The following is a 24,663-nucleotide window of genomic DNA, read 5'->3' as shown; positions in this document are numbered from 1 at the left end:
GAAAAAAAACGCCAACCCGGGAGGGTTGGCGCTATGTTTGGGGCGTACTACTGGTATCAGAACTGGTTCATGGTGTTGTCTTTACCCGCCGCCTTCAGGGCTGCTTCGCCGCTGAAATACTCCTTGTGGTCGTCGCCGATGTCCGAGCCGGACATGTTCTGGTGCTTGACGCAGGCGATGCCCTGACGGATTTCCTTGCGCTGCACGCCAGCCACATAACCCAGCATGCCCTGGTCGCCGAAGTATTCCTTGGCCAGGTTGTCGGTCGACAGTGCGGCGGTGTGGTAGGTCGGCAGGGTAATCAGATGGTGGAAGATACCTGCTTCGCGCGACGCGTCGGCCTGGAAGGTCCGGATCTTTTCGTCGGCGAGCTTCGCCAGTTCGGTCTGATCGTATTCCACGCTCATCAGCTGGGTGCGCTCGTATGCCGACACATCCTTGCCCGCGGCCTTCATCGCGTCATACACCTGCTGGCGGAAATTCAGGGTCCAGTTGAAGGACGGGCTGTTGTTGTATACCAGCTTGGCGTTCGGGATGACTTTGCGAATCTCGCTGACCATGCCGCCGATCTGGGCGATATGCGGCTTTTCGGTCTCGATCCACAGCAGGTCAGCGCCGTTTTGCAGTGCGGTGACGCAATCCAGTACGCAGCGCGCTTCGCCCGTGCCGGCGCGGAACTGGAACAGGTTGCTAGGCAGGCGCTTGGGGCGCAGCAGCTTGCCGTCGCGCTTGATGATGACGTCACCATTGCCCAGTTGGTCGGCAGACAATTCCTCGCAATCGAGGAAGGAATTGTATTGATCGCCCAAGTCACCCGCCGTGCTGGTCACGGCGATCTGCTTGGTCAGGCCAGCGCCCAGCGAGTCGGTACGGGCCACGATGATGCCGTCGTCCACGCCCAGTTCCAGGAAGGCGTAGCGGATGGCGCGGATCTTGGCCAGGAAGTCCTCGTGCGGCACGGTGACCTTGCCATCCTGGTGGCCGCACTGCTTCTCGTCGGACACCTGGTTTTCGATCTGAATGCAGCATGCGCCCGCTTCGATGAACTGCTTGGCCAGCAGGTACGTTGCTTCGGCGTTGCCGAAACCCGCGTCGATGTCCGCGATGATGGGCACAACGTGGGTGACGTGGTTGTCGATCTTTTCCTGGATCGCGGCCTTGGCAGGTCCTTGGGCGGCATCCAGTTCGCGGAACAGGCCGCCCAGTTCACGGGCGTCGGCCTGGCGCAGGAAGGTGTACAGCTCGCGGATCAGCGCGCTGACAGAGGTTTTTTCGTGCATCGACTGGTCCGGCAGCGGGCCGAACTCGGAGCGCAGCGCGGCCACCATCCAGCCGGACAGGTAGAGGTAGCGGCGGTCGGTGCTGTTGAAGTGCTTCTTGATGGAGATCATCTTCTGCTGGCCGATGAAACCGTGCCAGCAACCCAGCGACTGGGTGTACTTGGACGAGTCGGCATCGTAGGCGGCCATGTCGGCGCGCATGATCCCGGCGGTGTACTTGGCGATGTCCAGGCCCGTTTTGAACTTGTTCTGGGCACGCATGCGGGCGGCATACTCGGGGTTGATGGCGTTCCATGCGCTGCCGTGGTTCTCTTTCAAACCAGCAACTGCCTTGATGTCGTCTTGATACTGGGCCATGTCAAATTCCTAAGCGCGATTGAAGAAAGGGTTGCGTGTGCCGCTACGGATGTCGAAGCAAGCAGCGTGGAATCATTGTATGGCGATTCTGGCGTATCACGGCGAAGTCTTATATAAGACATAAGAGTTGGTTTATCCTTATTTTTCAATGAGATAGCTGTTAAATTTCATGATGTGGAACGCGTTTTCGAGGAACGAAAACAGAGCGCTGCGAAAATTCGGCGCGAATTTCGCAATGTGAAAAGCGCTTTCAGTTGTTAGAAGTGAAGGCAAGCACAGATGACTTGAGCAACGATAGTTGGGGGGATTTTGCAGACGTCTGTCGAACGAACAGTGTGATGAGTCGGCGCGCAAGCGTGTGGCTGTCTTCGCGTCCGCTGCGGTCATTCGATCACGAGCGAGGAATCAACCCGAGACCGTCGGCCAGATCCGGCCAGCCACGATCTACCGAGGCGCGACCATGACCTTTTCCTCGCTGCGCGTATGTCGCGCGACCTCCCCCGCCTCCAGGCGCAGCGGCTTGCGGCCGAAGCCCATATAGAGGGCGAGCTGGTCACTGTAGTGCGGTGAGCGGGTGCCATCCGGCGCGACGAACCCGCTTTGCCCCGGTGCCACCACATCCCATGCCTGCGTCTTGCCGGCAGCGGCGGCACTGCCGAACACGATCAGGTCATTCTCCGTCCCGCGGTTCTGGTACTCCGGCACGCGGATGGCTTCGGCCGCGTCCGCCTGCGGAATGCCGAAAAAGTTGTTCGCGCGGAAGGTGAGCATCACGGCTGGCGGTTGCCACCTCGCGATATCGTCCCCGTACTTGGCCGACAGCGATGTCCAGGCGTCGCCCAGTGCGGCGCGAATCACGTCGTCTGGCGTAGCGCCGCCAAACAGGTCCACGCGCTGGGGAATGGCCGAGCGAGGCCCCAGCAACGCCTCATAGAGAACCTTGCTGCCCGTGCTGAGGTTCAGCGAGCCGGTGGGGCCATCCTGGGTCGTCTCGTAGCCGCTGGCCATGTACCACTTGTCGAACGGCGCCGGAACAGCCTTGACGACGGTCCTTGCCAGCATCGACGTGAGCCAGGCATTCATGATGGGCGAGCCGGGCCGGGCGTACTTTCCGGTGTCGCGCGGGTCGTCGTTGATGCCGTTCCAGCCCGCCAGCGTATCGGCAAGGCGGCGGCGCGGGTCGTCGGCAGGCAGCGCCGCCGCCGCATTGCGGATGAACGGCAGGAAGTGCCGCACGTTCAGGTCCGAGCGGCTGGTGTCCTTCAGTATCTGCCAGGCATCGTCGCTGTCGAGCGTCGCGTACGCCTCGATGCGATGCTGGATTTCTACGTTGCGGTCCGCCGCGCCCCAAAGAAAGGCAAACAGATCGGAGGCCGGGTAGCCCTGCTCAGGCGAGTTGTTCCAGTTGGCGATATAGCCCGAGCGCGGGTTGTAGACCTGCGGGTTGGTGGAGAACGGCAGCACGCCGTGCCAGTCCCATTCCCCGGTACCGGGCACGGGCAGGCGCGGGTCGTGCCCGGTCCGACGATGCGGATAGGCGCCGGTGTGTACGTATCCGATATTGCCCTGGCGGTCCGCGTAATACCAATTGATGGTCAAGGCCTGTCGTGCGGCCTGGGCTGTCCAACTCTTCCAGTCATGCGCCTGCGCCTGGCGGGTCCATGCCAGGAGCGACTGGACTTCCTTTCCGCTCCAGGCGCGTGCCTTGGCATAGGCGGTATGCGTGGCGTCGTCGCGCTGCATGACGATGCCGTGCACGGTGCGGTAGACGTCGAGTGTCACTGGCGCGCCATCCTTGACGTGGATGATCTCGGAGCGCTTTTGCATCTGCACCCACTTGCCGTTGTGCCAGTAGAAGTCAGGCCGGGTGGGGTCGACGCGCTCGGCAAACATGTCGATGTCGTCGCCAAAGCCGGCGGTCGATCCCCACGAGATCTTGCCGTTGTGGCCAAACAGGATGCAGGGGTAAGCAAACGGCGTATTGCCGACGATATCGAAGCCCGCGCCATGCAGGCCAATACCGTAGGTGTAGCCAGGGTTGAACCAGCCAAACTGCGGCCCGTTGAGCATGATTGCCTTGGCATCGCGCGCGCGCTGCTTGCCGATCACCCACATATTGCTGGTGGTCGGGAAACCGGCAAGGCCGTTGGCGCCGCTCTGCGCATACTGGGCGAACACGGTGTCGCGGTTGGCCTGCGCGTCGAGCGCGAGCAGCATGCCGTCGTCGCCGCGCGCAGGCCGCTCGGCCATCGGAGGCGGTCCGTCGTAGCGCGGCAACGTGTAGGCAAGGCCGCCGGTGACTGACGCGGCGCCGAGCCGTATCGGGTAAGTACGCTCGCCGGCTGCGATGGTAGTGACCGCCTTCGGGTTGACGAGCCACTTCAACTGAGTGAACAGATCCATGCCGCGCGCTTCGCCATACCGGTCCTTCAGGGCGGTGAGCAGCGCGAGGTTGTCCACCTCGCTGGTGCTGTCGGAGAAGCGGTTCGCCATGGTGCCGACGAATACCATCGCCACGTCGAATGCGCTCCAGTCCGAAGGCTTGAAGCCGGCGTCGTTGAACTGCTTGGGCATCAGGGTGCCGGGCCGCGCGCGGACCTGCGCGATCCACGCATTCATCCCGGCGGCATAGCCATCGAGGATGTCACGCTCCCTTTTCGGCAAAGCTGCAATTTGTTGCTCGATCGCCGCGGGCCAGTAGTTGCCGCGCGTTGCCAGGTCGAACTTGGCGAACTTCTCGCCGAGCACCTCGGCCACCGTGCCTTGCGTGCTGCGCTTTGCCATTTCCATCTGGAACAGCCGGTCTTGCGCGACGGCATAGGCATAGCCATAGAAAAGCTTGTAGGCGGTGTCCGCGTAGATGTGCGGCACGCCATACTCGTCCCGCTTGATCACGACCTGCTGCGCGGCAGGGGCCGAGGCCGCATGTGCCGTCGCAAGACCAATGGGAATCTCCACGATGCCGCCGAGGGCAAGGATGGCGGCAGTCGATGCAACGCAGGCAAGGCGGGGGCGCAGGGGCATGATGTCTCCGGGGTCTCTTTTCTTTATGGCGCCGGAACATCCTAAAATAACCCGACCGAGCGGTCAATTAATCAAACCACTTCTGCCCCCGCAACCTGTCGCGCACCGCTTGAGTCTTGCCGCGCAGCTGCATCACTGCCGCCGCGGGGGGCGCGCCTTGTCTTCCTGGCTTGCGCAACCTTGCCCGCGACGGCCGCTTCGATTACTTGCTCGTGGTGCCGGCGGCGATCCCGCTGTCGCCGCCAGCCGCGGCGCCTCGCCGGGGTCGGCGGACGGCTCTGACCTTCCCGCTACTCCCGCCACCGCAGAAGAACTGGTCGCCGCCATCGGACTCGAGTCCCGAGATGCCGGCGCCTGGAGGCATCTCGACCTTCTCCTCGACCACGCCCGTTCGGGGATCGATTCGCCTCAGTTCGCTCTGGTCGCCTTCCCAGGTGCCGTGCCAGAGTTCTCCGTCGATCCACGTGACCCCGGTGACAAAACGGTTGGACTCGATGGTGCGGAGAATCGCCCCGGTCTGGGGATCGACCTGATGGATCTTCCGGTCCCGGTACTGCCCCACCCAGAGCGTTCCTTCGGCCCACGCGAGGCCCGAGTCGCCGCCGCTGCCGGGCGCCGGAATCGTGCCAAGTACGCGGCCGGTTGCCGGGTCGATCTTCTGGATGCGATTCTCGGCAATCTGATAGAGGTACCGCCCGTCAAAGGCCGTTCCTGCGTGCGCGGCGACATCGATTGAGCGCAGCGTCTTGCCGCTCGCCGGATCGATGGCGTTCAGCTTGTCTCCGGTGGCGAACCAGACTTGCTGACCGTCATAGGTGACGCCATGCACGTTGTCGATACCTGGAAAGGGACCGTATTCACGGATGATTTCGGCTGCCGAGTGTTTCATTTCTCTGTCCTCGTCACTGTTTGCATGTGTACATCCTAGTCACTTGGCATGGGCGCGGGGAGTAACAAGGTCGTCGCGAATCCCGGCACGGACGGGGTCACCCAGCGACGCGCCCGCCCGTGACCAAACGACTGCACCTTGCCTGCTGCCGCCAGCGCATCGATCGCCCGCTGCACGGTGCGCTGGCTGGCGCCAAGCGCCAGCGCCAGGGCCGAGCTTGACCATGACTCACCGTCGGCAAGGAAGGCCAGCACTGCCGCGTGCTTGTCTTCGACGGGACGCGCCAGCACGACGATCTCGCGCGCGTGGCCCGGCACCAGCGCGAATCCTCGCTTCGTGGCGCTCACACCGGCCACTTCCCGTAGCACGATGCGAAGCCGCCCGACTTCAACGCGCAACCGCACGCGATGCGATTCATCGGCATGCTTCGTCCGGAATGCCTGTGCGATAAGCGTTTCCCGCGCTACGTCTTCGGGCCACGCCTCGGCCAGTGTGCGTGCGAGCGCGAACAACAGGGGACGCCTGGCGAGCGAGACCGCCTTGCCCGCGTCATGCACGACATTGCGGCATGCGTCCACGACGAGCGCTTTCGACGCCAGCAGCGCTTCCACCTCATCCAGCAGCAGGAGCCGCTCCTCGCCACGCGCAATCAGGCGCGCCGCGGGTGTGTTCAGGATGAGGGATGCGTTTTCAACCTCAGCCGTCAGCGCGGGGATTCCCGCGAGGCGTGCGGCGCGCTGGGCCTGATCGAGCGCGGCGCGCGCCGTTTTCGATTGCAGGCGTCGCATTGCGATCCCGGCGACGACCAGTTCGTGGGCGGTCTTCAATGCGGGCGGATAGCCGGCAGGTGGAAAGGGCGAGGAGACGACTCCGGTGAGCGTATGTTCGGCGTCGTCGAGGCGCCCGATCAGGAGGAGGCGCCTGGCTTCGAGATACCGCGCATGCGCGGCGTTGACGTGGTCGCCGTGCGCTTCGAGCGTTGATCGGGCCGCGTCGAGCGTCCTGGCGGGCCAGCCCAGGTCGCGCGAGGCGAGTGCGATCTCGGCTTCGGCAATGACACACCTGGCGCGGGCCACGGCTTCCTTCGGGCCGAAGGCGCGCGCCGCGCTTCGCACGAGCGCCTTGGCCCGGGCGAAATCCCCGAGCTGCGCCATCGCGATGCCGCGAAGCGCGAGCGCAGGCGCGTCGTCGCGCAAGGCGACCCGGTTCAGCGCGCCGAGGGGGTCGCCCGCAGCGAGCGCACGCGCCGCGGCGGTGATCAGCGAATCCATCTACCTGAATCCCGCCACACTTGTCACGCCCCCCCGTTCGAAGTCCGGCACTAATCTAGCATAGGAGTACCAACCAGCACGCCTGTTCCTCAGTCAGGCGAGCGCCAGCCGCGCTCCCGCACTTCCGATTGCCTGTCAGCCCATGAGCGGCGCGAGCGCGGCGCCGATCCGGTGCGCTTGCGCCGGCGAAATCATGGCGTTGAGCGTTTCGCCGAAGCGCGGGATCTGCACGCCCGACACGATGTATTGGAAGCGATAGGCGGCAAGGACGGTGTTCATCACGCGATCCTTCTCGGCCGTTGTCGCGGGCCGGTTGCAAAGTGCGATGAAGTAGCGCGTGTCCGCTGCCGCCTGAGCTTGCAGAATGACATCGATGGCGCCCACCAGCGCAATCAGGTCGTCCACGGCCGCATCGCGTGCTTGCGGCGAAAGTTTCGCATTCTCACGGACCCATTCCAGTTCATCCAGAATCGCGTGCTGCGACTCCTCTTTCCAGTGGAACAGGAACACATCCTTGAACAGGGGTGAGAGCTCGCTGTCCGGCGCAATGCTGGCCCGGTAGTGGGCTTGCGTGAACAGTTCAATGAGGCAGGTCAGCGCGAGCACCGACCACGTGGACTTGCCCAGTACGAACGACGCGACGTCATCGGGCTGCGGTTCGAACTTGTATCCCGCGGGCATCCGGGCGCCGATCATGGTCTCGATACGGCGAAACAGCGCCTGGTGCTTTAGCTCTTCGTCGGTGAAGCGAACCAGCGCCTCAAGCGCGATCTGGTTGCCAAGCCAGTGGTCGCGGCTCACCTCAAGCATCTTGGCGCCGATGAACCGCTCGACCAGGCCGAAGATATTGGCATACGAGCGACCCTGGATCTGCGACAGCAGGCGGCGCTCGTTGCCGTTCAGGAACGGCAGGCGATCGACGAACGACAGGCCATCAGGCAGGAATTTCTTCGTGAAGTCGAAATCCCGATGGCGAAGCACGTCGCGATCAATGTCCCACCGGACGCGCCTGGAAACTTCCACGCATTTGGCGTAGCGCGCGGAATCGACGTAAGGCTGCGAGAGAGGTGGTTGAACACCGGCAACGGCATGCCGGATCCTGAGGGCGGCGGGATCGGTATCGGGCAGAGAAGGTGAATGGATTGCGGACATGACGGTTCTCCTTGGGAGACGGGCTTGGGGTTGCAGCTGGTGCAGCTGCAAAAAATGCGGTCGAGGGACAACTAAGGTCCGACGACGTCGCAGGGTGCGCGCCTGTGCATTCGCAAATCGCCAGGTTCGTCCGGAGTAGGCGCATACGACGTGTGCATCACCCGCCCGATTCGCGGGGAACGCCACAACCCTTATTACTGCCCTGCTTCAATCGAATCTTCTTGCGTGTGTTGGCCTTCAGGCACGGGGCTAGTATCCTGACGGTAAGCGCGCGATTGAATAGCCGGTCGTCCGGATTTCTTGTGCGTGGCCCCAACATTGGGCAACCGCTGCCATGGATGCTCTCTCCGACGTGTTGCGCGTCATCCAGCTGACGGGGGCAGTTCACCTCGACGGCTGCTTTTCGGCGCCCTGGTGCGTCATCGGGCAGGCGGATTCGGCGCTTTGCTCGGCATACCTGCCGCCCTCCGAGAACGTCGTCTCGTTCCATCTCGTAACTGAAGGAAGGTGCTGGGCGATGCTGCCAGGCGACCCGGCGAGCACGCTGCAGGTAGAGGCAGGCGATGTCATCGTGGTACCGCAGGGCGAGACCCACGTGTTAGGCAGTTCCATCGATCTGTTGCCGGAATTCCTGGCACCGATACTGGCCAATGATGTCCAGGCGAAACCGGGTGAAGTCATGACACTCGTCCACGGCGGCGGTGGCGAGCTCACTCGCATGGTGTGCGGCTTTCTCTCCATGCAGGACAGTTCGCGCAACCCCCTGCTGTCCGCGCTGCCCAGGCTGTTCAAGGTGAGCATGCGCGGATCCGGCGCATCGTGGCTCGAATCGTCACTGCGTTTCGCCACCGAGGAGGCGGCCTCGGCGCAGGCGGGCAGCGCCACGGTGCTGGCCAAGCTTGCGGAGCTGGTGTTCGTCGAAGCGGTTCGCCGTTACGTCGGCACGATGGCCGATGATCGCAAGGGGTGGCTGGCGGGACTACGTGATCGCTTCGTCGCGCGAGCACTCGCGCTGATGCATGCGCAGCCGGTGTATCCCTGGACCGTGGAAGCGCTCGCCCGCGAAGTTGGCATCTCGCGTTCGGGGCTGGCACAGCGCTTTACCGAACTGGTCGGGCTACCACCGATGCAATATCTGGCGCTGTGGCGCCTGCAGCTCGCCGCGCGGCAGCTTCGCCTCACTGATTCGTCGCTGGCGTCGATCGCCGAGGCTGCCGGGTACGAATCGGAAGCCTCGTTCAATCGCGCGTTCAAGCGGGAGTTCGGCAAGCCACCCGCGACATGGCGCAGGAATACGATCACGATCGGCGCCGCGACCCGGGACAAGGAACCCTCCGGCGACAGTCATCCGCCGGCAAGCGAATCTTGAAATTACTGAAAAATCACACCGGGCCGCAATCCGTCTCGCGTTGGCGCGCCCAAAGCGGGCATCCAATGAGCCAGTTCGACAGCCCCGGTCGAGAATGGCCGGCTGCACTCGCCCGACCGCCTGCCCGACCGTCATTGATCTTGACTTGTCCCCCCCCGTAGCAGAGGATTGATTTGCTACTTGTCGCCGTGACTTGCGGCAACAGGCCGGTGTTCGTGTACCTGTGTACCTGTGTACCTTCAACGGAGGTCCATATGAGCTATCACCTGGAAGGTCGTCTGCTAGAGGTTTGCAACTGCAACGTCCTCTGCCCCTGCTGGATCGGCGAAGACCCTGACAACGGCACCTGCGACACCATCATCGCGTGGCGCGTCGACAAGGGAACGGTCGACGGCGTCGATGTCAGCGGCAATACCATCGCGGCTGTCGCACATGTACCCGGCAATATCCTGCAAGGCAACTGGACGGCAGCGATCTACGTCGACGACAATGCCTCCAAAGCGCAGGAAGATGCACTCCTGAAGGTCTACACCGGTCAGGCCGGTGGGCCGGTCGCCGAGCTCGCCAAGCTCATCGGCACGGTCGTATCCGTGGAGCGGGCACCGATCCAATTCACAGTAGTCGCGGGCAAGGGCACGCTCGAGATCGGCCAGAACTACTTCGCCGAGCTTGAGCCCTATCTCGGCGCGACGGGTGGCCAGACGACCCTCTCCGACACCGTGTTCTCGACGGTGCCGGGGGCTCCGGTATTCGTCGGCAAAGCCCCGACCTATCGCTCCAAGAACGCCGCCCTCGGCATTGACCTCGACATCAAGAACCATAACGCCCTGCAAAGCACCTTCGTCTTCGACGCATGAGCCCGACGGCAGGCCCACCGCAGTCCGGCGCCTCGCGCCATCAGCGCGTGTTCCTGCCGATCCTGGCCGCGCTGATTGCGCTCGCGTGGGTGGCGTTGTGGGCTTGGACTCGCACGCCATACGGACGCTATCTTGAGCACGGTGACTGGACCGCATCAGGACCGGCGGCGTTCTTGTGCCGTGTCGTTCCCGCCGGCGATGTGGTCGTGCCGGTGGTGCTCTACGCCGCCGCGTGGATCCTCATGACGGCGGCCATGATGCTGCCGACTACCTTGCCGTTGTTCAACGCCTTCGATCGGTTGACGGCCCGGCGCCCGGACCATGTGCGACTGCTCATGCTGCTCGCGCTCGGCTACATGACGGTGTGGGGGGCCTTCGGGCTTCTGGCGCATGCACTACACAGTGCGGTGCTATCCCTGCTCGCCAGCGTACCCGGCCTGGCCTGGCACGGCTGGCTGATCGGCGCCGCGATCATTGCCCTGGCCGGTGCCTTTCAGTTCAGCAGGCTCAAGTACCGGTGCCTGGAGAAGTGCCGCACGCCCTTGAGCTTCGTCATCGAGCGCTGGCGTGGACAGGCGCACGCGTGGCACGCGTTCGCGCTTGGCGCGCAGCATGGCCTGTTCTGCGTCGGCTGCTGCTGGGCGCTGATGCTGCTGATGTTCGCGCTCGGCACCGGCAGCCTCGGCTGGATGCTCCTGCTTGCGGCCGTGATGGCGATAGAAAAGAACGTGCGCTGGGGCCGCCGTCTCAGCACGCCGCTCGGTGTCGCGCTGTTGTCTTGGGCAGTCGTCCTGGTGACAACCCATGCGTGAAGAACTCCGTGGCGTGCCGGCCTCGCAGACGATCATCCTTACCGTGGCGGCGATGCTTGCCTTCGCGGCCAATTCACTGCTGTGCCGGCTTGCGTTGCAGCAAGGGCATATCGATCCGGCCAGCTTTGGCAGCATCAGGCTGGTTTCCGGAGCGATCACGCTCGCGGTCATCGTACGGATCAGGCCGGAACGGTTCGCGCGCGGCCATACCGACTGGCGCGCCGCGACGATGCTGCTTGCCTACGTCACATTCTTCTCCTTCGCGTATCTCACCTTGCCCGCGGGCACGGGGGCATTGATTCTGTTCGGTGCGGTGCAACTGACCATGTTCAGCGTGGGCTTTCGCTCGGGCGAGAGGTTCGGACCCATCGCCTCGCTTGGACTCGCGCTGGCGGTCGCGGGGCTCGTCTACCTGGTCTCGCCGGGTGTTGCTGCCCCGCCACCACTCGGCGCTGCGTTGATGGCGATCGCTGGCGTAGCGTGGGGCGTGTACTCGCTGCGCGGCCGCGGTGTGGCCGACCCGCTTGCCGCCACGGCTGGCAACTTCGCGCGGGCGGCGCCGCTCGCCCTCGTGCTGAGCTTGCTGTTCGTCGCCAACGCGTACACCGACAAGGCCGGGGTTGCCCTGGCCGTGGCCTCCGGCGCACTGACGTCCGGCATCGGCTATGTCATCTGGTATGCGGCGCTGAGCAACCTTTCTGCCATGCGCGCGGCCACCGTACAGTTGTCGGTGCCGCTGATCGCTGCATTTGGCGGCGTGCTGTTCCTGTCGGAAGCGATCACACCACGCCTGGCTGCCGCCTCCGCGGCGATCCTCGGTGGCATTGCGATGGTGTTGTTCAGCAGGTCGCGCAAGCCGCGCCCTTAGCCCCACCCCTTTCAAGGTGATTAGACGACACGTCCAGCCTTGATGACACGGGCGGTAGAAACATGCCGCCGTGCTGCGCATCCGGCCATATAGCCTTTCTTCTTCGGCGCCTTCGGTCCCCGCGTATGTTTGCGCATTGCGGGGGGATCAACGTGCGTCGCCATCTTGATCAACTCGTCCAAACTCGCTCTCTATGAAGGGCGCAACGATGCCGATGTTGGCTTTGTAGCTTTCGCTAATACGGCTCTGTTCCGATCAAAGTTCACAAGGAGGATGCGGGGCACTGCTACTGCAGCGGGATCTTTGCCACCTCCGCCAGTCGCTTCCAACGCTGGATCTCGTCTTTCTGGTATTGCCGCATCTCGGCCGGCGACGACAGGATCAGCTCGGCCGACAGGCGCGTGTAGTAGTCGCGCACGTCGGGGGCATTGCCGGCCTGCGCGAACAGGTCATGCAGCCGCCTCACCACCGCCGGCGGGGTCTTTGCCGAGACCGCCGCGGCCACCCAATTGCGGGCCAGGAAGTCCGGCAGGCCGGCTTCCGCGATGGAGGGCACCTCCGGCAGCAGCGGCGAGCGCTGCGGCGCGGTGAAGGCCAGCGCGCGGAGCTTGCCGCCACGGACCAGTTCGAAGGCGCCGCTGGCATCCACCACGGCGAAGTCGACATTGGCCGCCATCACGCCGTTGATGACATCGCCCGCGCCCTTGTACGGCACGGCGGTGGTCTTGGTGCGGGCCAGCTCGTTGAGCCACTCGGTGTAGATCGTGTAGGAGATCGAGCCAGAGCCGTAGTTGAGCGCGCCGGGGTGCTTACGGGCGTCTTTCAGCAGCTCCGTCAGCGTGCGATAGGGCGAGTTGGCCGGCACGATGATCACGCAGGGCCCGCGCGACAGCAGCGAGATTGGCGCGAAGTCCGTCAATGGGTCATACGGCAGCTTGCGAAAGGTGGCGGCGTTGGTCGATAGCGTGGAATTGCTGCCGATTAAGACCGTATAGCCGTCAGGCGGCGCGCTCAGCGCGGTCCGCACGCCGATAAAGCCGTTGCCGCCGGGCTTGTTCTCGACTACCACGCCCTGGCCAGTCAGCTCGCCGATCTTCTTGGCGAACATTCGTGCGGTGGTATCGGTGCCGCTGCCCGAAGGGAAGGGTACGATGAACCGTATTGGGCGGGCGGGAAAAGCATCGGCAGATTCGGCGGCGGGCGCCGCCAGCGGCATAGCCGCGCCGATGGCGGCCAGCGCGGCCGCGGCCAATCCAAGGAAGCGGCGGCGGGAACGGAAAGCCTGTTGCATGATTGTCTCCTGAAAGTGGAAAGCCCGGCGTGTTCCCGCCGGTGCAAGGGATAAGCGAGCGCTTAGCGGCGCAGGCCCGGCAGGTCGCGGGCAATGACCCAGCGGTGCACTTTCCTGGGCCCTTCGTAGATGCGCATCAGGCGCATCTCGTTGGCCAGCTGCTGCAGCGGCTGCTCCTTGGTTATGCCCATCGCACCAAAGGTCTGCATGGCATGGTCGATCACGTCCCAGGCCATTTCGGTGGCGAACACCTTGATCATCGATACCTGCGTGCGTGCTTCGTCGCCCGCGTCGATGCGGCTGGCGGCTTCATAGGTACACTGACTCGCTTCTTCAGAAGTTGCACCGACTTTGCTCGCGTATTAGTGGGACAAGAGACTAGTGAGTACGCAGGTCAGAAAGGAACTTGCGCGCTCGCTCGCTGGTAGGTTTCGAGAAAAACTCGTCCGGCACTCCGACTTCGACCAAACTCCCCTGGTCCATGAACCACACCCGGTTCGCGACCTCCCTGGCAAAATTCATTTCGTGTGTGACACACATCATTGTCATGCCATCGCGCGCCAGTGACTTCATCACCTGCAACACCTCGCCAACCATCTCAGGATCCAAGGCACTGGTCGGTTCGTCAAACAGCATGACGGGGGGATCCATCGCCAATGCTCGCGCAATTGCTACACGCTGCTGCTGGCCTCCCGACAGTTGTCCAGGAAATGCGTCGACCTTCGAGGCCAGGCCGACACGATCGAGCAATTCGAGAGCACGGGTTCTCGCCTCTGCGCGCCGCTGTTTACGTACATTCACCGGCCCGAGCATGATGTTCTGGGCAACGGAAAGATGCGGAAACAGGTTGAAGCTCTGGAATACGAAACCAACCTGGCTGCGAAACTTGTTGATATCGACCGATGACGCATGTACGTCTTTGCCATCGAAATGAATTGCTCCACTTTGGATCTCCTCCAGGCGGTTCACGGTTCGAATCAGCGTGGACTTCCCTGAGCCTGATGGCCCACACACGACAACGACTTCACCTTTGTGGACATCAGCGCTGATGCTGCTTAGCGCGCGATACTCCCCGTACCACTTGCTGACGTCCCTGAAGGTAATGAGAGGCTTTTTGCTGAAGTTCATGTTCACGCGGCTGTCGCCGTAGTGGTGGTAGAGGGTGATACAACAGCCACCACGGACTGGCGGCTTCCTTCGCGTCGAGATGTAATTCGGCCCTCAAGGAAGCGCGCCAGTTGCGTCAGTGAGAAGCAGAGACAAAAGTAAATGGCGGCAAGAATGAAGTACACCTGGAATGGCTGCGTCATGAGCGAACTGTTGATTTGCATCGCCGCAAAGGTGACTTCGTTCACGCTGATCACATATCCCAGCGAGGTTTCCTTGATAGTTGAAACGAACTGGCTGACCAAGGCTGGAATCATGTTGTAGAGAGCTTGGGGGAGGATTACCTCCCTCATGGTCTGGATGTAGCTCAACCCCAAGGCACGCGCTGCTTCGGCTTGCCCCTTGGGCATGCCTTCAATACCGGATCGCACGATCTCGGACAGGTAGGCCGCTTGGTAGATCACAAGTGTCACCACCATGGTCGTGAAGCCAGTGACCGTGCGACCGATGAGCAAGGGGACGAAGAAGTACACCCAGAAAATGAACATCAGCAGCGGTACGCCGCGCGCGACATAGACCAGCGCAATCGCAGGCCAGCGCAGCCAGCGAAAGGGACTGAGGCGTGCGAGTGCGATCACCACGCCAATCGGGAAGGCGAGCGTCAAACCAAGCAAGGAAAGAAGCAGTGTGACCGCCAATCCCCCGAGCGGCCCATTGGGGTACTGACCTACGAGAAGCAAAGTGCCATAGTCACGCAGGATGAAAAGAATGCTATCCACAGTCTACCTCGCTCGAATCCGATAGCGACCTTCAAGAGACGTTCCTGCTTTCATGATCACCAAGGAAAATCCAAGGTAGATCACAGTTGATAGCAGGTAAATTTCCACGGTCCTGAACGACTGGCTCTCAATTTCACGGGTTGCATAAGTCAACTCCGCAACGCCAATTGCCATGGCCAGGCTGGTGTTCTTGAACAACAGCACCGTATAACTCACCAGGGTAGGCAGTGCAATCCTCAGTGCCTGAGGGACCACTACGAGACGCGCTGCCTGAAGATAGGAAAGGCCGATGGCGCGCGCGGCCTCCAACTGAGACTTTGGAATGGATCGGATCCCCCCGCGCAACCCTTCGGAAACATAGGCTGCCATGCACAGTCCCGCTGCAATGAAAGCCAACACGAATGCGCTGTTATGTGCATTGATCCACTGCTGCCACGGCAGCGGCAAGAGCGCGGGGATGCCGAAGTACCAAAGGAAAACCTGGACCAGCATGGGCACGTTCTGGTGATACTCAACATAGATCGCTACCGCAATCTTTGCTATTCGGATGTTGCTCATGCGTGCAACGGCAAGCATGGTCCCCAAGGCCATCGCGAGCAACCACGCCGCCAGCGTGAGTTCAAACATGGTGATGACGCCGTCAAGGATCCATTTCGGATAGTCTCCTCGCAGCAACACTGAAAAGTCGAGCCTGTGATCCACGGTCAGTTTCCTGTTGCAGTATGTGGATCAGCCTTTGATCGGCTCAATCTTGAAGCTGCGCTTCATCTTGTAGATGGTCTGGCTACCCAGCCACTTGTCGAAGATCTGCTGGGCCTCTCCCGATTTCTCCATCGCCTGCAGCACGGCGTTCACGTGCTTGATCAAGCCCGGCTCGCTTTTGCGCATGCCGATTCCCCACGGTTCAGACGCCAGTGATGGCTCGAGCTTCACGATGGGAACGGTGCTTTCAGATTGCAGGCGATACTTCTCGAGGTAGAGTTCCCCAATGGCAAAGGCATCTACTTTCCCTTGCAGCATCGCGAGAAAGGCGCTCGGTGGATCCTGGAAGGTGATGGTCGTTGCCCCGGGAACTGCCTTGCGAACAAGCAGCTCGGAACTGGAGCCTTTGAGAGCGCTGACGCGCTTTCCTGACACATCCTGGAGGGATTTGTATCCGCTGTCCTTGCGTGCCGCCATCTTCTGCTCGCTCACAAAATACTGGTCGCTGAAGGCAATCTGCTCAGCGCGTTCGGCAGTCCACCCCAGGCTGGCAATAACCAGGTCAACACGACCTTGTTGAAGTTCGGGGATGCGTGCTGCCACGGAAATGAGCTTCAGCTCAAGCTGCGCACCGAGGGACTTTGCCAACGCCCTGCAGAAGTCCACGTCGTAGCCCTCAACCTCGCGGGTTTTCGTATTGGAGAAGCTGAAGGGCTCGGCGGTACCGAGCGTCCCACAGACGAACACCCCCTTCGATTTGATGTCCGCGAGTTGGTCCGCGCGTGCGGGGTTGCCCAGCAGCATCAGGGCGGCACTGGCAACGAGAGTCAGAACAGAAGTCTTCATGGTGTCTTCTCCAGACGGTTTCGCGATGGGTGATGCTCAGGAGAGGTCGTTCACAGCATCCCGAAGGAAGTTGCAACCTTGCTCAATCAATTCGAAGGAAGTGGCAAAGGAGATGCGAAGATGTTCGGGCATCCCATAGGAAGTTCCATCGATCACCGCCAAACTTGCATGCTCCAAAAAGTAGCGCATGACGTCGACATCGGAGGAAAGAACCCCTCCCCCAGGCGTCACCCGCCCCATAAGTCCAGCCACACTGGGGAAGACGTAGAACGCACCGTCTGGCGACACGCAGTCGACACCAGGAACCTTTCTCAGGAGCTCCACAATGAGATCCCTGCGCTGGCCGTAGATTGCCACCGCATCTGCAACGCATTGCTGCGGCCCATTGAGTGCCTCCACTGCCGCCGCCTGGGCCATGGCATTCGGACACGATGTGCTCTGTGACAGCAACATCGCAATTGCTTGCACCAGCGGCGTTGGGCCTGCGCCGTAGCCGATACGCCAGCCCGTCATCGCATAGGCTTTGGAAACGCCATTGATGATCAGCGTCCGCTCTGCCAGCTCCGGAACCATCTGGAGCAGAGAAGCATGCTTTACATCGCCATAGACGAAATGCTCATAGATCTCGTCGGTCATCAGCCAGACATGAGGATGCCGCTGCAGTACGGCACCCAATGCGACCAGTTCGCTGGCTGTGTACACTGCTCCGGTCGGGTTGTTGGGTGTGTTCAACACTAGCCACTTCGTTCGAGGAGATAGAGCTGATTCCAGAGCCTCCGGCGTCAGCTTGAATCCGTGGCTTGCATCACTGGATACGACGACGGCCTTGCCCCCATGGAGCGCTACCATGTCTGGATACGAAACCCAGTACGGTGCAGGCACCACGACTTCGTCGCCCTCATTCAAGGTAGCTGCGAAGGCGTTGTAGATGATGTGTTTTGCACCATTCCCGACAACGATGTTTTCGGGCTTGAATTCCAGCGTGTTCTCGCGCTGAAATTTGTTGACGATTGCCTGCCGCAGAGCGAGCGTTCCGCTGGGCGACGTGTAGCGCGTCTGTCCCGATAGCAAGGCGGCAACGCCGCTGTCCATGATGTGCTTCGGTGTCAAGAAGTCGGGTTCGCCGATGGTGAAGTCGACGATGCTCCGACCTGCGGCGCGCAACGCATCGACACGCGTCTTGGCCGCCATGCTTGGCGAAGGCTTGACACCGTCAAGGCGGTGGGCCAGCAAGGTTTTCATGAAGTCCTCCGGATACGAAGCGGGCGTGAGTTGAGTGATGCGTTGGATCTAAGACCGTGAGGACCACGTGCCTTGGCTAGCCACGATTGCTCCACCATTCCGTTGGCGATTTCGGCCCTGATGGCCTCCTCGATCTGAGTGGTTCGGTCGATCGCATGAAGAAGGCGCGGGACTTCGGATGGAGCAAAGGTGACGAGGCCGTCCTCATCGCCAACTACGATGTCGCCTGGCGCCACGACTTGCCCGCCCAGACAGACAGGAACGTTAATTGCGCCGGGGCCAGTCTTGTAGGGCCCCCGATGAATCGCCTCCCGCGCGTAGCAGGGGAAATCGGCATCACGAAACGCCGCTACATCCCGCACGGCGCCATCGAGCACGATCCCAGTGCAGCCGCGCTGCTGGGCGTAGAGCATGATGAGCTCCCCTACGAGGGCATTGCTCGTCTCGCCTCCTCCATCGACCACGAGCACGTGTCCTGGTGAGGCGCTCATGAGGGCCTTGTAGATCAGCAGGTTGTCGCCGGGGCGGGTCTTGACCGTCAAAGCTGTTCCAACCAGCTTGGCCCCGCGATGGAATGGGCGCAGACCAGCGATTCCAGTCAAGCGCTGCAGGTTGTCGCTGATGTGCGGCGTGGGCACTCGCCGGAGAGCGTCCAGCAGGTGAGCTGGGGCCGGGGTCGGCGTAGGGTGGATGGCAAAGCCAGCAGCAGTCATCGCCAGGGTCTCAATTTGCATCATACTGATCGAACAAGCACGCCGGATTCATTGCCAGCACGCGATGCATTACTTCCGGGTCGTTGTCGAACCAGCGTGCGAAAGCGTTGAGGAGCTGACCAGCATCCACCGGCTTCTTTATACCTACATGTGGCCAGTCCGTTCCCCAAATCATCTGCCCCGGCGCATCACCATAGAAGGCGTGGGCGCGTTCAATGACACGACTATCCATCAGGTCGTCCGACAAGCGATAACCGATCAACTTGACCCATGCTCCTCGCTCAACGAGCAATTTTCGGATAACCTGGGTTGTCGGATGATTCACTCCGAACTCCGGAGGAAAGCCACCCATATGATCGATGACGATTTTGCACGGCAGCGCCTCCAATACAGGCAACAATTCGGGCCATTGTGTTGGACCAGGAAGTACTTCCGCATGCCAACCGAACTCGGCAATGCGAGGCGCAAGCGCAACCATCGCTTGCGTTCCTACGGTGCCACCGAGACCATTGGTGATAAAGCGCATCCCGCGCACGCCGATACCATGCAAGCGTTCGATTTCCGCGTCATCAATCGTCTGACCCGCAACTACCACACCGCGCAGGATGTCGGGTTCATCAGTAAGTGCCTCGATCACGCCAGTGTTATCCGTGCCAAAGACGCTCGCCTGGATAACAGCGCCTCGTTGAAGGCCTAGCGCTGCCCTCATCTTTCTATGCTTCTCGGGTGGAGCCGGTGCAGGGAGATAGCTAGCGTCAGAGACGAGCGCCCAGTTCCCGCGCGGCGTCACGTGTGAATGGCAATCCCATGCCCCGCCCGGCACGACGAAAGTGGGAGTCGCATAGGACTCGGGCGGCGGCAGACTTCCCTGTTCCACAGCGGACATATTCAAATCTCGTATCGTAGGATTGGCCCGCTCATGCGCGCAGGTAAATGTCGAAGAGTGCATCGCCAGACATAAATCGCGTTACGTTGGCAACAATGGCGCTGATTCGACGAGCTTCGAGTTCCTCCGTCCAGCCCGCCGCATGTGGAGTCATGACGACGTTGTCGAGGTCAGCGAATGGCCGCGTCGCCGGTGGGCAAATCTTCTCGCCCGCCTCCGGATAGCGGTACCAGGTGTCGATCACAGCGCCGCGGATTCGCTTCTCACGCAATGCCTCGTACAGCGCATCTTCGTCAACGACAGATCCTCGCGCGATATTGATCAGGACTGCGTCTGCTTTCATGCACGCCAGTTGTGCCGCGCCGATCAATCCTTGTGTCTCTGGCCCTCCGGGTACGGACAAAAGAACATAGTCACTTTGCGCCAGCAGATCGTCGAGACTATCGGTCCCCTTGTACCACTCGAGACTGTGATCGATCCCCGGGTTGCGGCTGACAGCAATGACTCGCATTCTGAAAGCCTTGCTTAACTCCGCTACGCGGTGGCCAATACGGCCGTACCCCACCAGTCCGATGGTGCGCCCCTGAAGCTCATGATGTTTGCGGCCAAGCACCGAGGCACCTCCCCACCCCCAGCGATCTGCACGCAACTCGCTATCCATCTCCCGTAGGGGTATAGCTGACTGCAGCATCGCGAGCATCACGTACTCCGCAATAGGGTCGATGCCGACATTCGTGTTGCAGACCACTGATCCCGCAGGCAACCATGCCCGATCGAGCCAGTCCATTCCGGAAAATGGCACCAGTATCAGCTTGAGTTTCTCGGCATTCTGGAGCGTTCGTTTCACCAGCGTTCGTTTCTCGTGGAGTACCCACTCGGCCGATGCGACAATCACTTCAGCTTCCCTTGCGATCTCCACCATCCGCTCAGCACCTTCGGATGGCAGCCAGAGGTCTACAACACTCTCCTGGCCTACGGCATGCTTCACCGGGTCAAGAAAAACTTTCCCATACTCTCCTGTCAATACCACGCGTAACATTGGCGGCTTCCTTTGGTTTCACATTGCAAGAGATTGCTCGATGACGTTCGGTTTTTCAAAGCTCAACTTCACTGATTCGCGGTTGGTCATTGAGCAATCGCCGCTGTACCTTACCGACTCCGGTGTCCAGAGGAAGCTTCTCAATCCGAATGAGCTGCGTGGGGTGCATATATTTCGGCAAATCAAATAGCGCCGCATGCACTTCGGACTCGATGACATGATGCGCGGTCGTGTAGAGCACGACCTCGTGTCCGCGCGCCGGGGAATCTGTCCGCCAAAGTGCGAACTCGCCGAGAGACGTGACCCGCTTCAACCGCTCCTCAACAAATCCGATCGGGACATACTCGCCATTAACGCGAATTGAATCACTCATTCGCTCAATAAAGATGAGATTTCCACACGAGTCCTGACGCCCACGATCTCCTGTCCTGAACCATCCTTCGGCGTCGGTCTGAGCCAGTATCTCTCCATCTCGTAGATACCCTGAGAACAAGGTCTGATGATGCAACCCGCGCACCCAGATTTCGCCGTCATCGGCTATGCGATATTCGACATCTGAACGGGGCTGGCCTGCCATGCTGGACGGACCTTCCGGCGGAAATTCGGCGTCGTCCGGACGCACGATGCGCGTATGACAAAGTCCGCCAGCTTCCGTTGATCCATACCCCGTCACACCGATCGGAATATCAAATTTTTCAAGAAAATCTGGCACGCACCCGAAGGCTATTCGGATCTGGTGACCTTGTGCTTCCGCTCTCGTCGTTTTGGCCATCAACAGATTTGCCGGCGGCTGATGCAATATCATCGCGGTAATGTGGTGCGCCTTGGCCAGCGACCAGAAATCTTGCGCCTGGAAGCGATCCATCGAAAGCAACGACGCTCGCGCCGTGAGCGAACCCACGACGCCATACCCCATCGGATTGATGTGGAACATCGGCAACGGCGAGAGGACCCTGTCGTAATGTGAGAGCCCATGCGAATCGGCAATAAAGCGGCCCAACCGAATGAAATAGCCATGGCTAAGCGCGCAGAACTTCGGCAGTCCGGTCGTTCCCGATGTATGGATATAGGCCGCTACGTCGGCGGGGTCTGCGCAGCGTCCATCGCTATCGGACACCAGGACGCCGCGGGAGAGGAGGGGCCTTTGCACGGAAACTTCACCTTGCCATGCTCCCGTCAAATCCAACTGTGCTTCAGTCCTGTCAACCAATCCTCCTGGACTGCGGCCCAGCCAGAAGATGGCACGCGCGCCCAGATTGTCGAGCATCGCGCCAAGCAATTCATCGGGATATGACGGGTTAATCAATGCCGTCTGCAGCCCCACGAACTGGGCTGCCATCCATGTAACAAGGTACCCCGCGCTATTAGGACCGACGAAAGCTACGAGGTCTCCTCGCCGGAAGCCGGCATCGCGAAGCTGAGCCGCGACTGTTCGAGCCCGCTCAACAAATCGATGCAACGAGTCGTTCTGTGAAAAGGTACCGAAGGATGCGTCGGGACGATCGAAGGCTGCGACCTCAATCAGCTCGGTGAGATTGTTCATGCCAGCCCCATCAGTTGAGCGTCCTTCAGGATGCATTTTGCGACGTGATTCTTGAGGATTTCACTCGATCCACCCGCCACGCGCAGCAGTTTCACGTCGAGCATGTACTGGCCGAAGTTTTGCTCCTCATACAAACCATAGCCACCGATCAAGGCGTAGACGTCGCTCACAACTCGCTCGGCGGCCTTGATCGCGAGATGCTTCGCGACACTTGTCTGCATCGCGTGCTCGCGACCTTGTTGTGCGAGGTTGGCTGCGTGATCACGGGCCAAAACCGCGGCGTGGATCTCCGCATAGCATTCCGCAATCGTCCATTGGTTCCCCTGGAAGTCTGTGACAACAGCGGACCCGACCGGGCGGGTAACCGCGTATCTCGAGGCTTCGGCCAGAGCACGCCGCGCTATACCGATCAGCGCGGACGCGTTCCCTAGACGGCTCACATTAAAGGTGGACACAAAGGTTGCAAGGCCCTCGCCTACCTCGCCAAGGATCGCGCCGCCTCCAACGCGAACATCATCAAAGTACATGTTCGCTGTCGGCGAATAGCGAAGTCCGATGGGATGGGTATGTTCGCGCCGAACACCAGGCTGATCCGTATCTACAAGAAATGCTGTCAGCCCTTCCGGAGCCATCGCGTAGACGAGCGTGAGGTCACTCTCGACACCCATGTTGATGTGGCACTTCTCTCCGCTAATGACCCACCCGCCACCTTCACGCCTCGCGGTAGTCTGAAGATTTTTCAAGGATGAGGCGGCGGATGGTTCGGATATCGATTCAGAAAACAGGATGCTCCCGTTAGCGAGTCCGGGGAGGTACTTCGCTTTCTGCTCCGGTGTTCCCCAGTCGTTTAGCCAGCGTTCGCCCTGGGCCTGCGTCTGCCCACTTACCAGGCCATAGCGGCCCAATTCCTCCTCCACCAGGCAGTACTCAGGCACACCGAAACCCGCCCCCCCGTACTCCCGCGGGGTAAGCATTCCGAGAAGGCCTCGCCGCCCGAGTTCATTGAACGCGTGGCGAGGAAACACGCCCTCACGTGCTGCCTTGGCCATGTCGCCCTGGATGACCCCAGCAAACTCCCGAATGCTCTCGATTGCGGAGGAAGCCCAGGCCGGGTCTTTCAGACGTAGTTCCAGATTCATTGCTGTGTCTCGTTGGTGGTTTCGTTTATCATCTGATTGTCCGGACTATGATAGGAAGAAGCGTATGTGGCGTCAAGACTGTGGTTAACGCTAACATCGCCTTTCGTTCGGCGACGAACGAAACTGGTGACCATCCGATGGATGGCCACTTCGACTCCCCGGACGCTTACCTCAACATTCGCTAACGCGACGACCGTGAAACATATTCAACACAGCATGACGTACCCGCGAGCCCGGCCCTCTATACCAGCACATGTACCAAGCAGGAACGGGGGTGACCTCGAACACGGCTTCGGCTGCGCGGCTCGGTCGCACTACCGCCAAAGGACCGCCCTTGCGATCCGGTTGGTAACGAACGCTCGTCCGGGCGAGGAGCATCGGTGATGAATCCCACGCCACATTCCAGCCTGGACAATCTCGGATCCCGCCCGCCCAAACACCTGTTGCTGGCGCAGTCGCTCCTCGCTGATATCCGCAGCGGCCGATATCCGCTGGAATCTCTCTTGCCCACAGAGGAAGCCCTATGCGCGATGTTCGGCGTTAGCCGTTTCACAGTTCGCTCTGCGCTACGCGCGCTGCAGGACCGAGGATATGTTCGAAAGCAGAGGCCGATCGGAACGCGCGTAATCGCAGACAGAGTCGAAGACCAGCAGACCATAAGGCTGACGTCGCTAGGTGATCTTGTTCAACTCGCCGAAGGCGGTCAGCAGATGATCACCGCAAGCGCCGATATCGCTGCTGATCCGACGCTGGCTAACACCATTGGTTGCACCGTTGGTCAACACTGGCGGCACCTTGAAGTCCTACGCTGGACAAGCGGTAACAAGGAGGCGCCGGCGATGCTTAGCCATCTATGGATTCATCCCATGTACTCGGGCGTCGCTCAAGATCTCCACCTCAATCGGATCTCCCCCGTTGTCATCTTTATCGAGCAGATTGGGCAACAATTCGGCGATCGTCCGTCCGACATCCAGCAGACAGTCAGTGCATTCAATATAAGGGGACATCTGGCTCGTGCGCTGCAGGTCAAGAACGGCACCCCTGGCCTTCGTATCCAACGCTGGTTCCGCAATGGTTCCGGCGAGTTGATCCTCTATGCCGACGGTTTTTATAACGGGCTCCTATATAAACACCAAACAACCCTGCACTTGAATAATTAAGGCTGGTTCTCGGATCATTGAGCGACGGAACACCCTTCAGCGCACTTCTATGGCCCGAAAATCGGACGGTGGAAACGGGGTATCAACCGCCCCCCGTTTGCACGGTAAGAGCACGATGATCCCGTCTTGACGACACCCAATTGCTGCCGCTCGTTGACGCGACCCCACCAATTCACGGCGTGCATGGCCGCCCGCTTCTGAAGCCCAAAGTCATCTACGCAGACCGTGGCTACGACTCTGAGCCGCATCGTCAGCGGTTGCACGCGAAAATTTCATCGACACCGGGCTATACCGATCCCGGATACCCGGTTGAAGGCCGCAAGACAGCCTGAGCGGC

At 61.0% G+C, this 24,663-nt stretch carries 21 protein-coding genes and 2 pseudogenes; 6 read left to right on the top strand and 17 right to left on the bottom strand.

Annotated elements, in window-relative coordinates; genetic code table 11:
* Positions 1-56: 56 nt before the first annotated feature.
* The 5 genes from CF70_RS33170 to CF70_RS33150 all read right to left on the bottom strand — a co-directional run bounded on the left by CF70_RS33170 (position 57) and on the right by CF70_RS33150 (position 7,973).
* The gene (locus CF70_RS33170) at positions 57-1,637 is read right to left on the bottom strand and encodes an isocitrate lyase (RefSeq protein WP_035875879.1); all 1,581 of its coding nucleotides are present in this window, start codon (positions 1,635-1,637) and stop codon (positions 57-59) included.
* A gap of 444 nt (positions 1,638-2,081) precedes the next feature.
* On the bottom strand, positions 2,082-4,661 hold the full coding sequence (locus tag CF70_RS33165) for a penicillin acylase family protein (protein ID WP_081862479.1): 2,580 nt from the start codon (positions 4,659-4,661) through the stop codon (positions 2,082-2,084).
* Between the two features lie 202 nt (positions 4,662-4,863).
* Positions 4,864-5,550, bottom strand: coding sequence for a PQQ-binding-like beta-propeller repeat protein (locus CF70_RS33160; RefSeq protein ID WP_035875877.1), 687 nt, complete (start codon positions 5,548-5,550; stop codon positions 4,864-4,866).
* Positions 5,551-5,585: 35 nt separating this feature from the next.
* Positions 5,586-6,821, bottom strand: coding sequence for a hypothetical protein (locus tag CF70_RS33155; protein WP_035875874.1), 1,236 nt, complete (start codon positions 6,819-6,821; stop codon positions 5,586-5,588).
* A gap of 135 nt (positions 6,822-6,956) precedes the next feature.
* Positions 6,957-7,973, bottom strand: coding sequence for a hypothetical protein (locus CF70_RS33150; protein ID WP_035875872.1), 1,017 nt, complete (start codon positions 7,971-7,973; stop codon positions 6,957-6,959).
* A gap of 334 nt (positions 7,974-8,307) precedes the next feature.
* Between CF70_RS33150 and CF70_RS33145 the strand changes: the two genes are divergently transcribed.
* The 4 genes from CF70_RS33145 to CF70_RS33130 all read left to right on the top strand — a co-directional run bounded on the left by CF70_RS33145 (position 8,308) and on the right by CF70_RS33130 (position 11,879).
* On the top strand, positions 8,308-9,342 hold the full coding sequence (locus CF70_RS33145; RefSeq protein WP_035875870.1) for an AraC family transcriptional regulator: 1,035 nt from the start codon (positions 8,308-8,310) through the stop codon (positions 9,340-9,342).
* A gap of 254 nt (positions 9,343-9,596) precedes the next feature.
* Entirely contained in the window at positions 9,597-10,199 is a 603-nt protein-coding gene (locus CF70_RS33140; RefSeq protein ID WP_035875867.1) for a DUF1326 domain-containing protein, read from the top strand.
* On the top strand, positions 10,196-11,011 hold the full coding sequence (locus CF70_RS33135; protein WP_035875864.1) for a DUF2182 domain-containing protein: 816 nt from the start codon (positions 10,196-10,198) through the stop codon (positions 11,009-11,011). Before CF70_RS33140 ends, CF70_RS33135 begins: the two co-directional genes overlap by 4 nt.
* On the top strand, positions 11,004-11,879 hold the full coding sequence (locus tag CF70_RS33130) for a DMT family transporter (RefSeq protein ID WP_035875862.1): 876 nt from the start codon (positions 11,004-11,006) through the stop codon (positions 11,877-11,879). The genes CF70_RS33135 and CF70_RS33130 overlap by 8 nt, the downstream gene beginning before the upstream one ends.
* Before the next feature lie 286 nt (positions 11,880-12,165).
* Here CF70_RS33130 and CF70_RS33125 read toward each other — a convergent pair whose 3' ends face one another.
* The 12 genes and pseudogenes from CF70_RS33125 to CF70_RS33070 all read right to left on the bottom strand — a co-directional run bounded on the left by CF70_RS33125 (position 12,166) and on the right by CF70_RS33070 (position 23,166).
* Entirely contained in the window at positions 12,166-13,170 is a 1,005-nt protein-coding gene (locus CF70_RS33125; protein ID WP_051649379.1) for a tripartite tricarboxylate transporter substrate binding protein, read from the bottom strand.
* A gap of 62 nt (positions 13,171-13,232) precedes the next feature.
* A pseudogene (locus CF70_RS33120) lies at positions 13,233-13,493 on the bottom strand (acyl-CoA dehydrogenase family protein); the annotation flags it as partial.
* Positions 13,494-13,548: 55 nt separating this feature from the next.
* Positions 13,549-14,298, bottom strand: a complete 750-nt coding sequence (locus CF70_RS33115) for an amino acid ABC transporter ATP-binding protein (protein ID WP_035875856.1) — start codon at positions 14,296-14,298, stop codon at positions 13,549-13,551.
* A gap of 2 nt (positions 14,299-14,300) precedes the next feature.
* Positions 14,301-15,056 (bottom strand): amino acid ABC transporter permease, encoded by a 756-nt coding sequence (locus CF70_RS33110; RefSeq protein WP_035875854.1) that lies wholly within the window; start codon positions 15,054-15,056, stop codon positions 14,301-14,303.
* 3 nt (positions 15,057-15,059) lie between these two features.
* On the bottom strand, positions 15,060-15,758 hold the full coding sequence (locus CF70_RS33105; protein ID WP_035875852.1) for an amino acid ABC transporter permease: 699 nt from the start codon (positions 15,756-15,758) through the stop codon (positions 15,060-15,062).
* A 27-nt stretch (positions 15,759-15,785) separates the two neighbouring features.
* Positions 15,786-16,604 (bottom strand): ABC transporter substrate-binding protein, encoded by an 819-nt coding sequence (locus CF70_RS33100; protein WP_035875850.1) that lies wholly within the window; start codon positions 16,602-16,604, stop codon positions 15,786-15,788.
* Positions 16,605-16,640: 36 nt separating this feature from the next.
* Entirely contained in the window at positions 16,641-17,846 is a 1,206-nt protein-coding gene (locus CF70_RS33095) for an aminotransferase class I/II-fold pyridoxal phosphate-dependent enzyme (RefSeq protein ID WP_035875847.1), read from the bottom strand.
* Positions 17,843-18,583: an RraA family protein gene (locus tag CF70_RS33090; RefSeq protein WP_414629497.1), complete on the bottom strand. Its 741-nt coding sequence runs from the start codon at positions 18,581-18,583 to the stop codon at positions 17,843-17,845. The genes CF70_RS33095 and CF70_RS33090 overlap by 4 nt, the downstream gene beginning before the upstream one ends.
* Positions 18,570-19,445, bottom strand: a complete 876-nt coding sequence (locus tag CF70_RS34270; RefSeq protein ID WP_063830518.1) for an amidohydrolase family protein — start codon at positions 19,443-19,445, stop codon at positions 18,570-18,572. Before CF70_RS34270 ends, CF70_RS33090 begins: the two co-directional genes overlap by 14 nt.
* Positions 19,446-19,476: 31 nt before the next feature.
* On the bottom strand, positions 19,477-20,484 hold the full coding sequence (locus tag CF70_RS33080) for a 2-hydroxyacid dehydrogenase (RefSeq protein ID WP_051649373.1): 1,008 nt from the start codon (positions 20,482-20,484) through the stop codon (positions 19,477-19,479).
* A gap of 55 nt (positions 20,485-20,539) precedes the next feature.
* Positions 20,540-22,027 (bottom strand): class I adenylate-forming enzyme family protein, encoded by a 1,488-nt coding sequence (locus tag CF70_RS33075; RefSeq protein WP_035875844.1) that lies wholly within the window; start codon positions 22,025-22,027, stop codon positions 20,540-20,542.
* Positions 22,024-23,166, bottom strand: a complete 1,143-nt coding sequence (locus CF70_RS33070) for an acyl-CoA dehydrogenase family protein (protein ID WP_051649371.1) — start codon at positions 23,164-23,166, stop codon at positions 22,024-22,026. The genes CF70_RS33075 and CF70_RS33070 overlap by 4 nt, the downstream gene beginning before the upstream one ends.
* 383 nt (positions 23,167-23,549) lie before the next feature.
* Between CF70_RS33070 and CF70_RS33065 the strand changes: the two genes are divergently transcribed.
* A complete protein-coding gene (locus CF70_RS33065; protein ID WP_035875843.1) occupies positions 23,550-24,326 on the top strand; it encodes a GntR family transcriptional regulator in 777 nt (258 codons plus the stop codon).
* A 128-nt stretch (positions 24,327-24,454) separates the two neighbouring features.
* A pseudogene (locus tag CF70_RS36400) lies at positions 24,455-24,595 on the top strand (IS5/IS1182 family transposase); the annotation flags it as partial.
* Positions 24,596-24,663 lie beyond the last annotated feature (68 nt).

The sequence above is a fragment of the Cupriavidus sp. SK-3 genome (genome assembly GCF_000611145.1).
Lineage (GTDB): Bacteria > Pseudomonadota > Gammaproteobacteria > Burkholderiales > Burkholderiaceae > Cupriavidus.
This window is presented reverse-complemented; position numbering and strand designations above follow the sequence as displayed.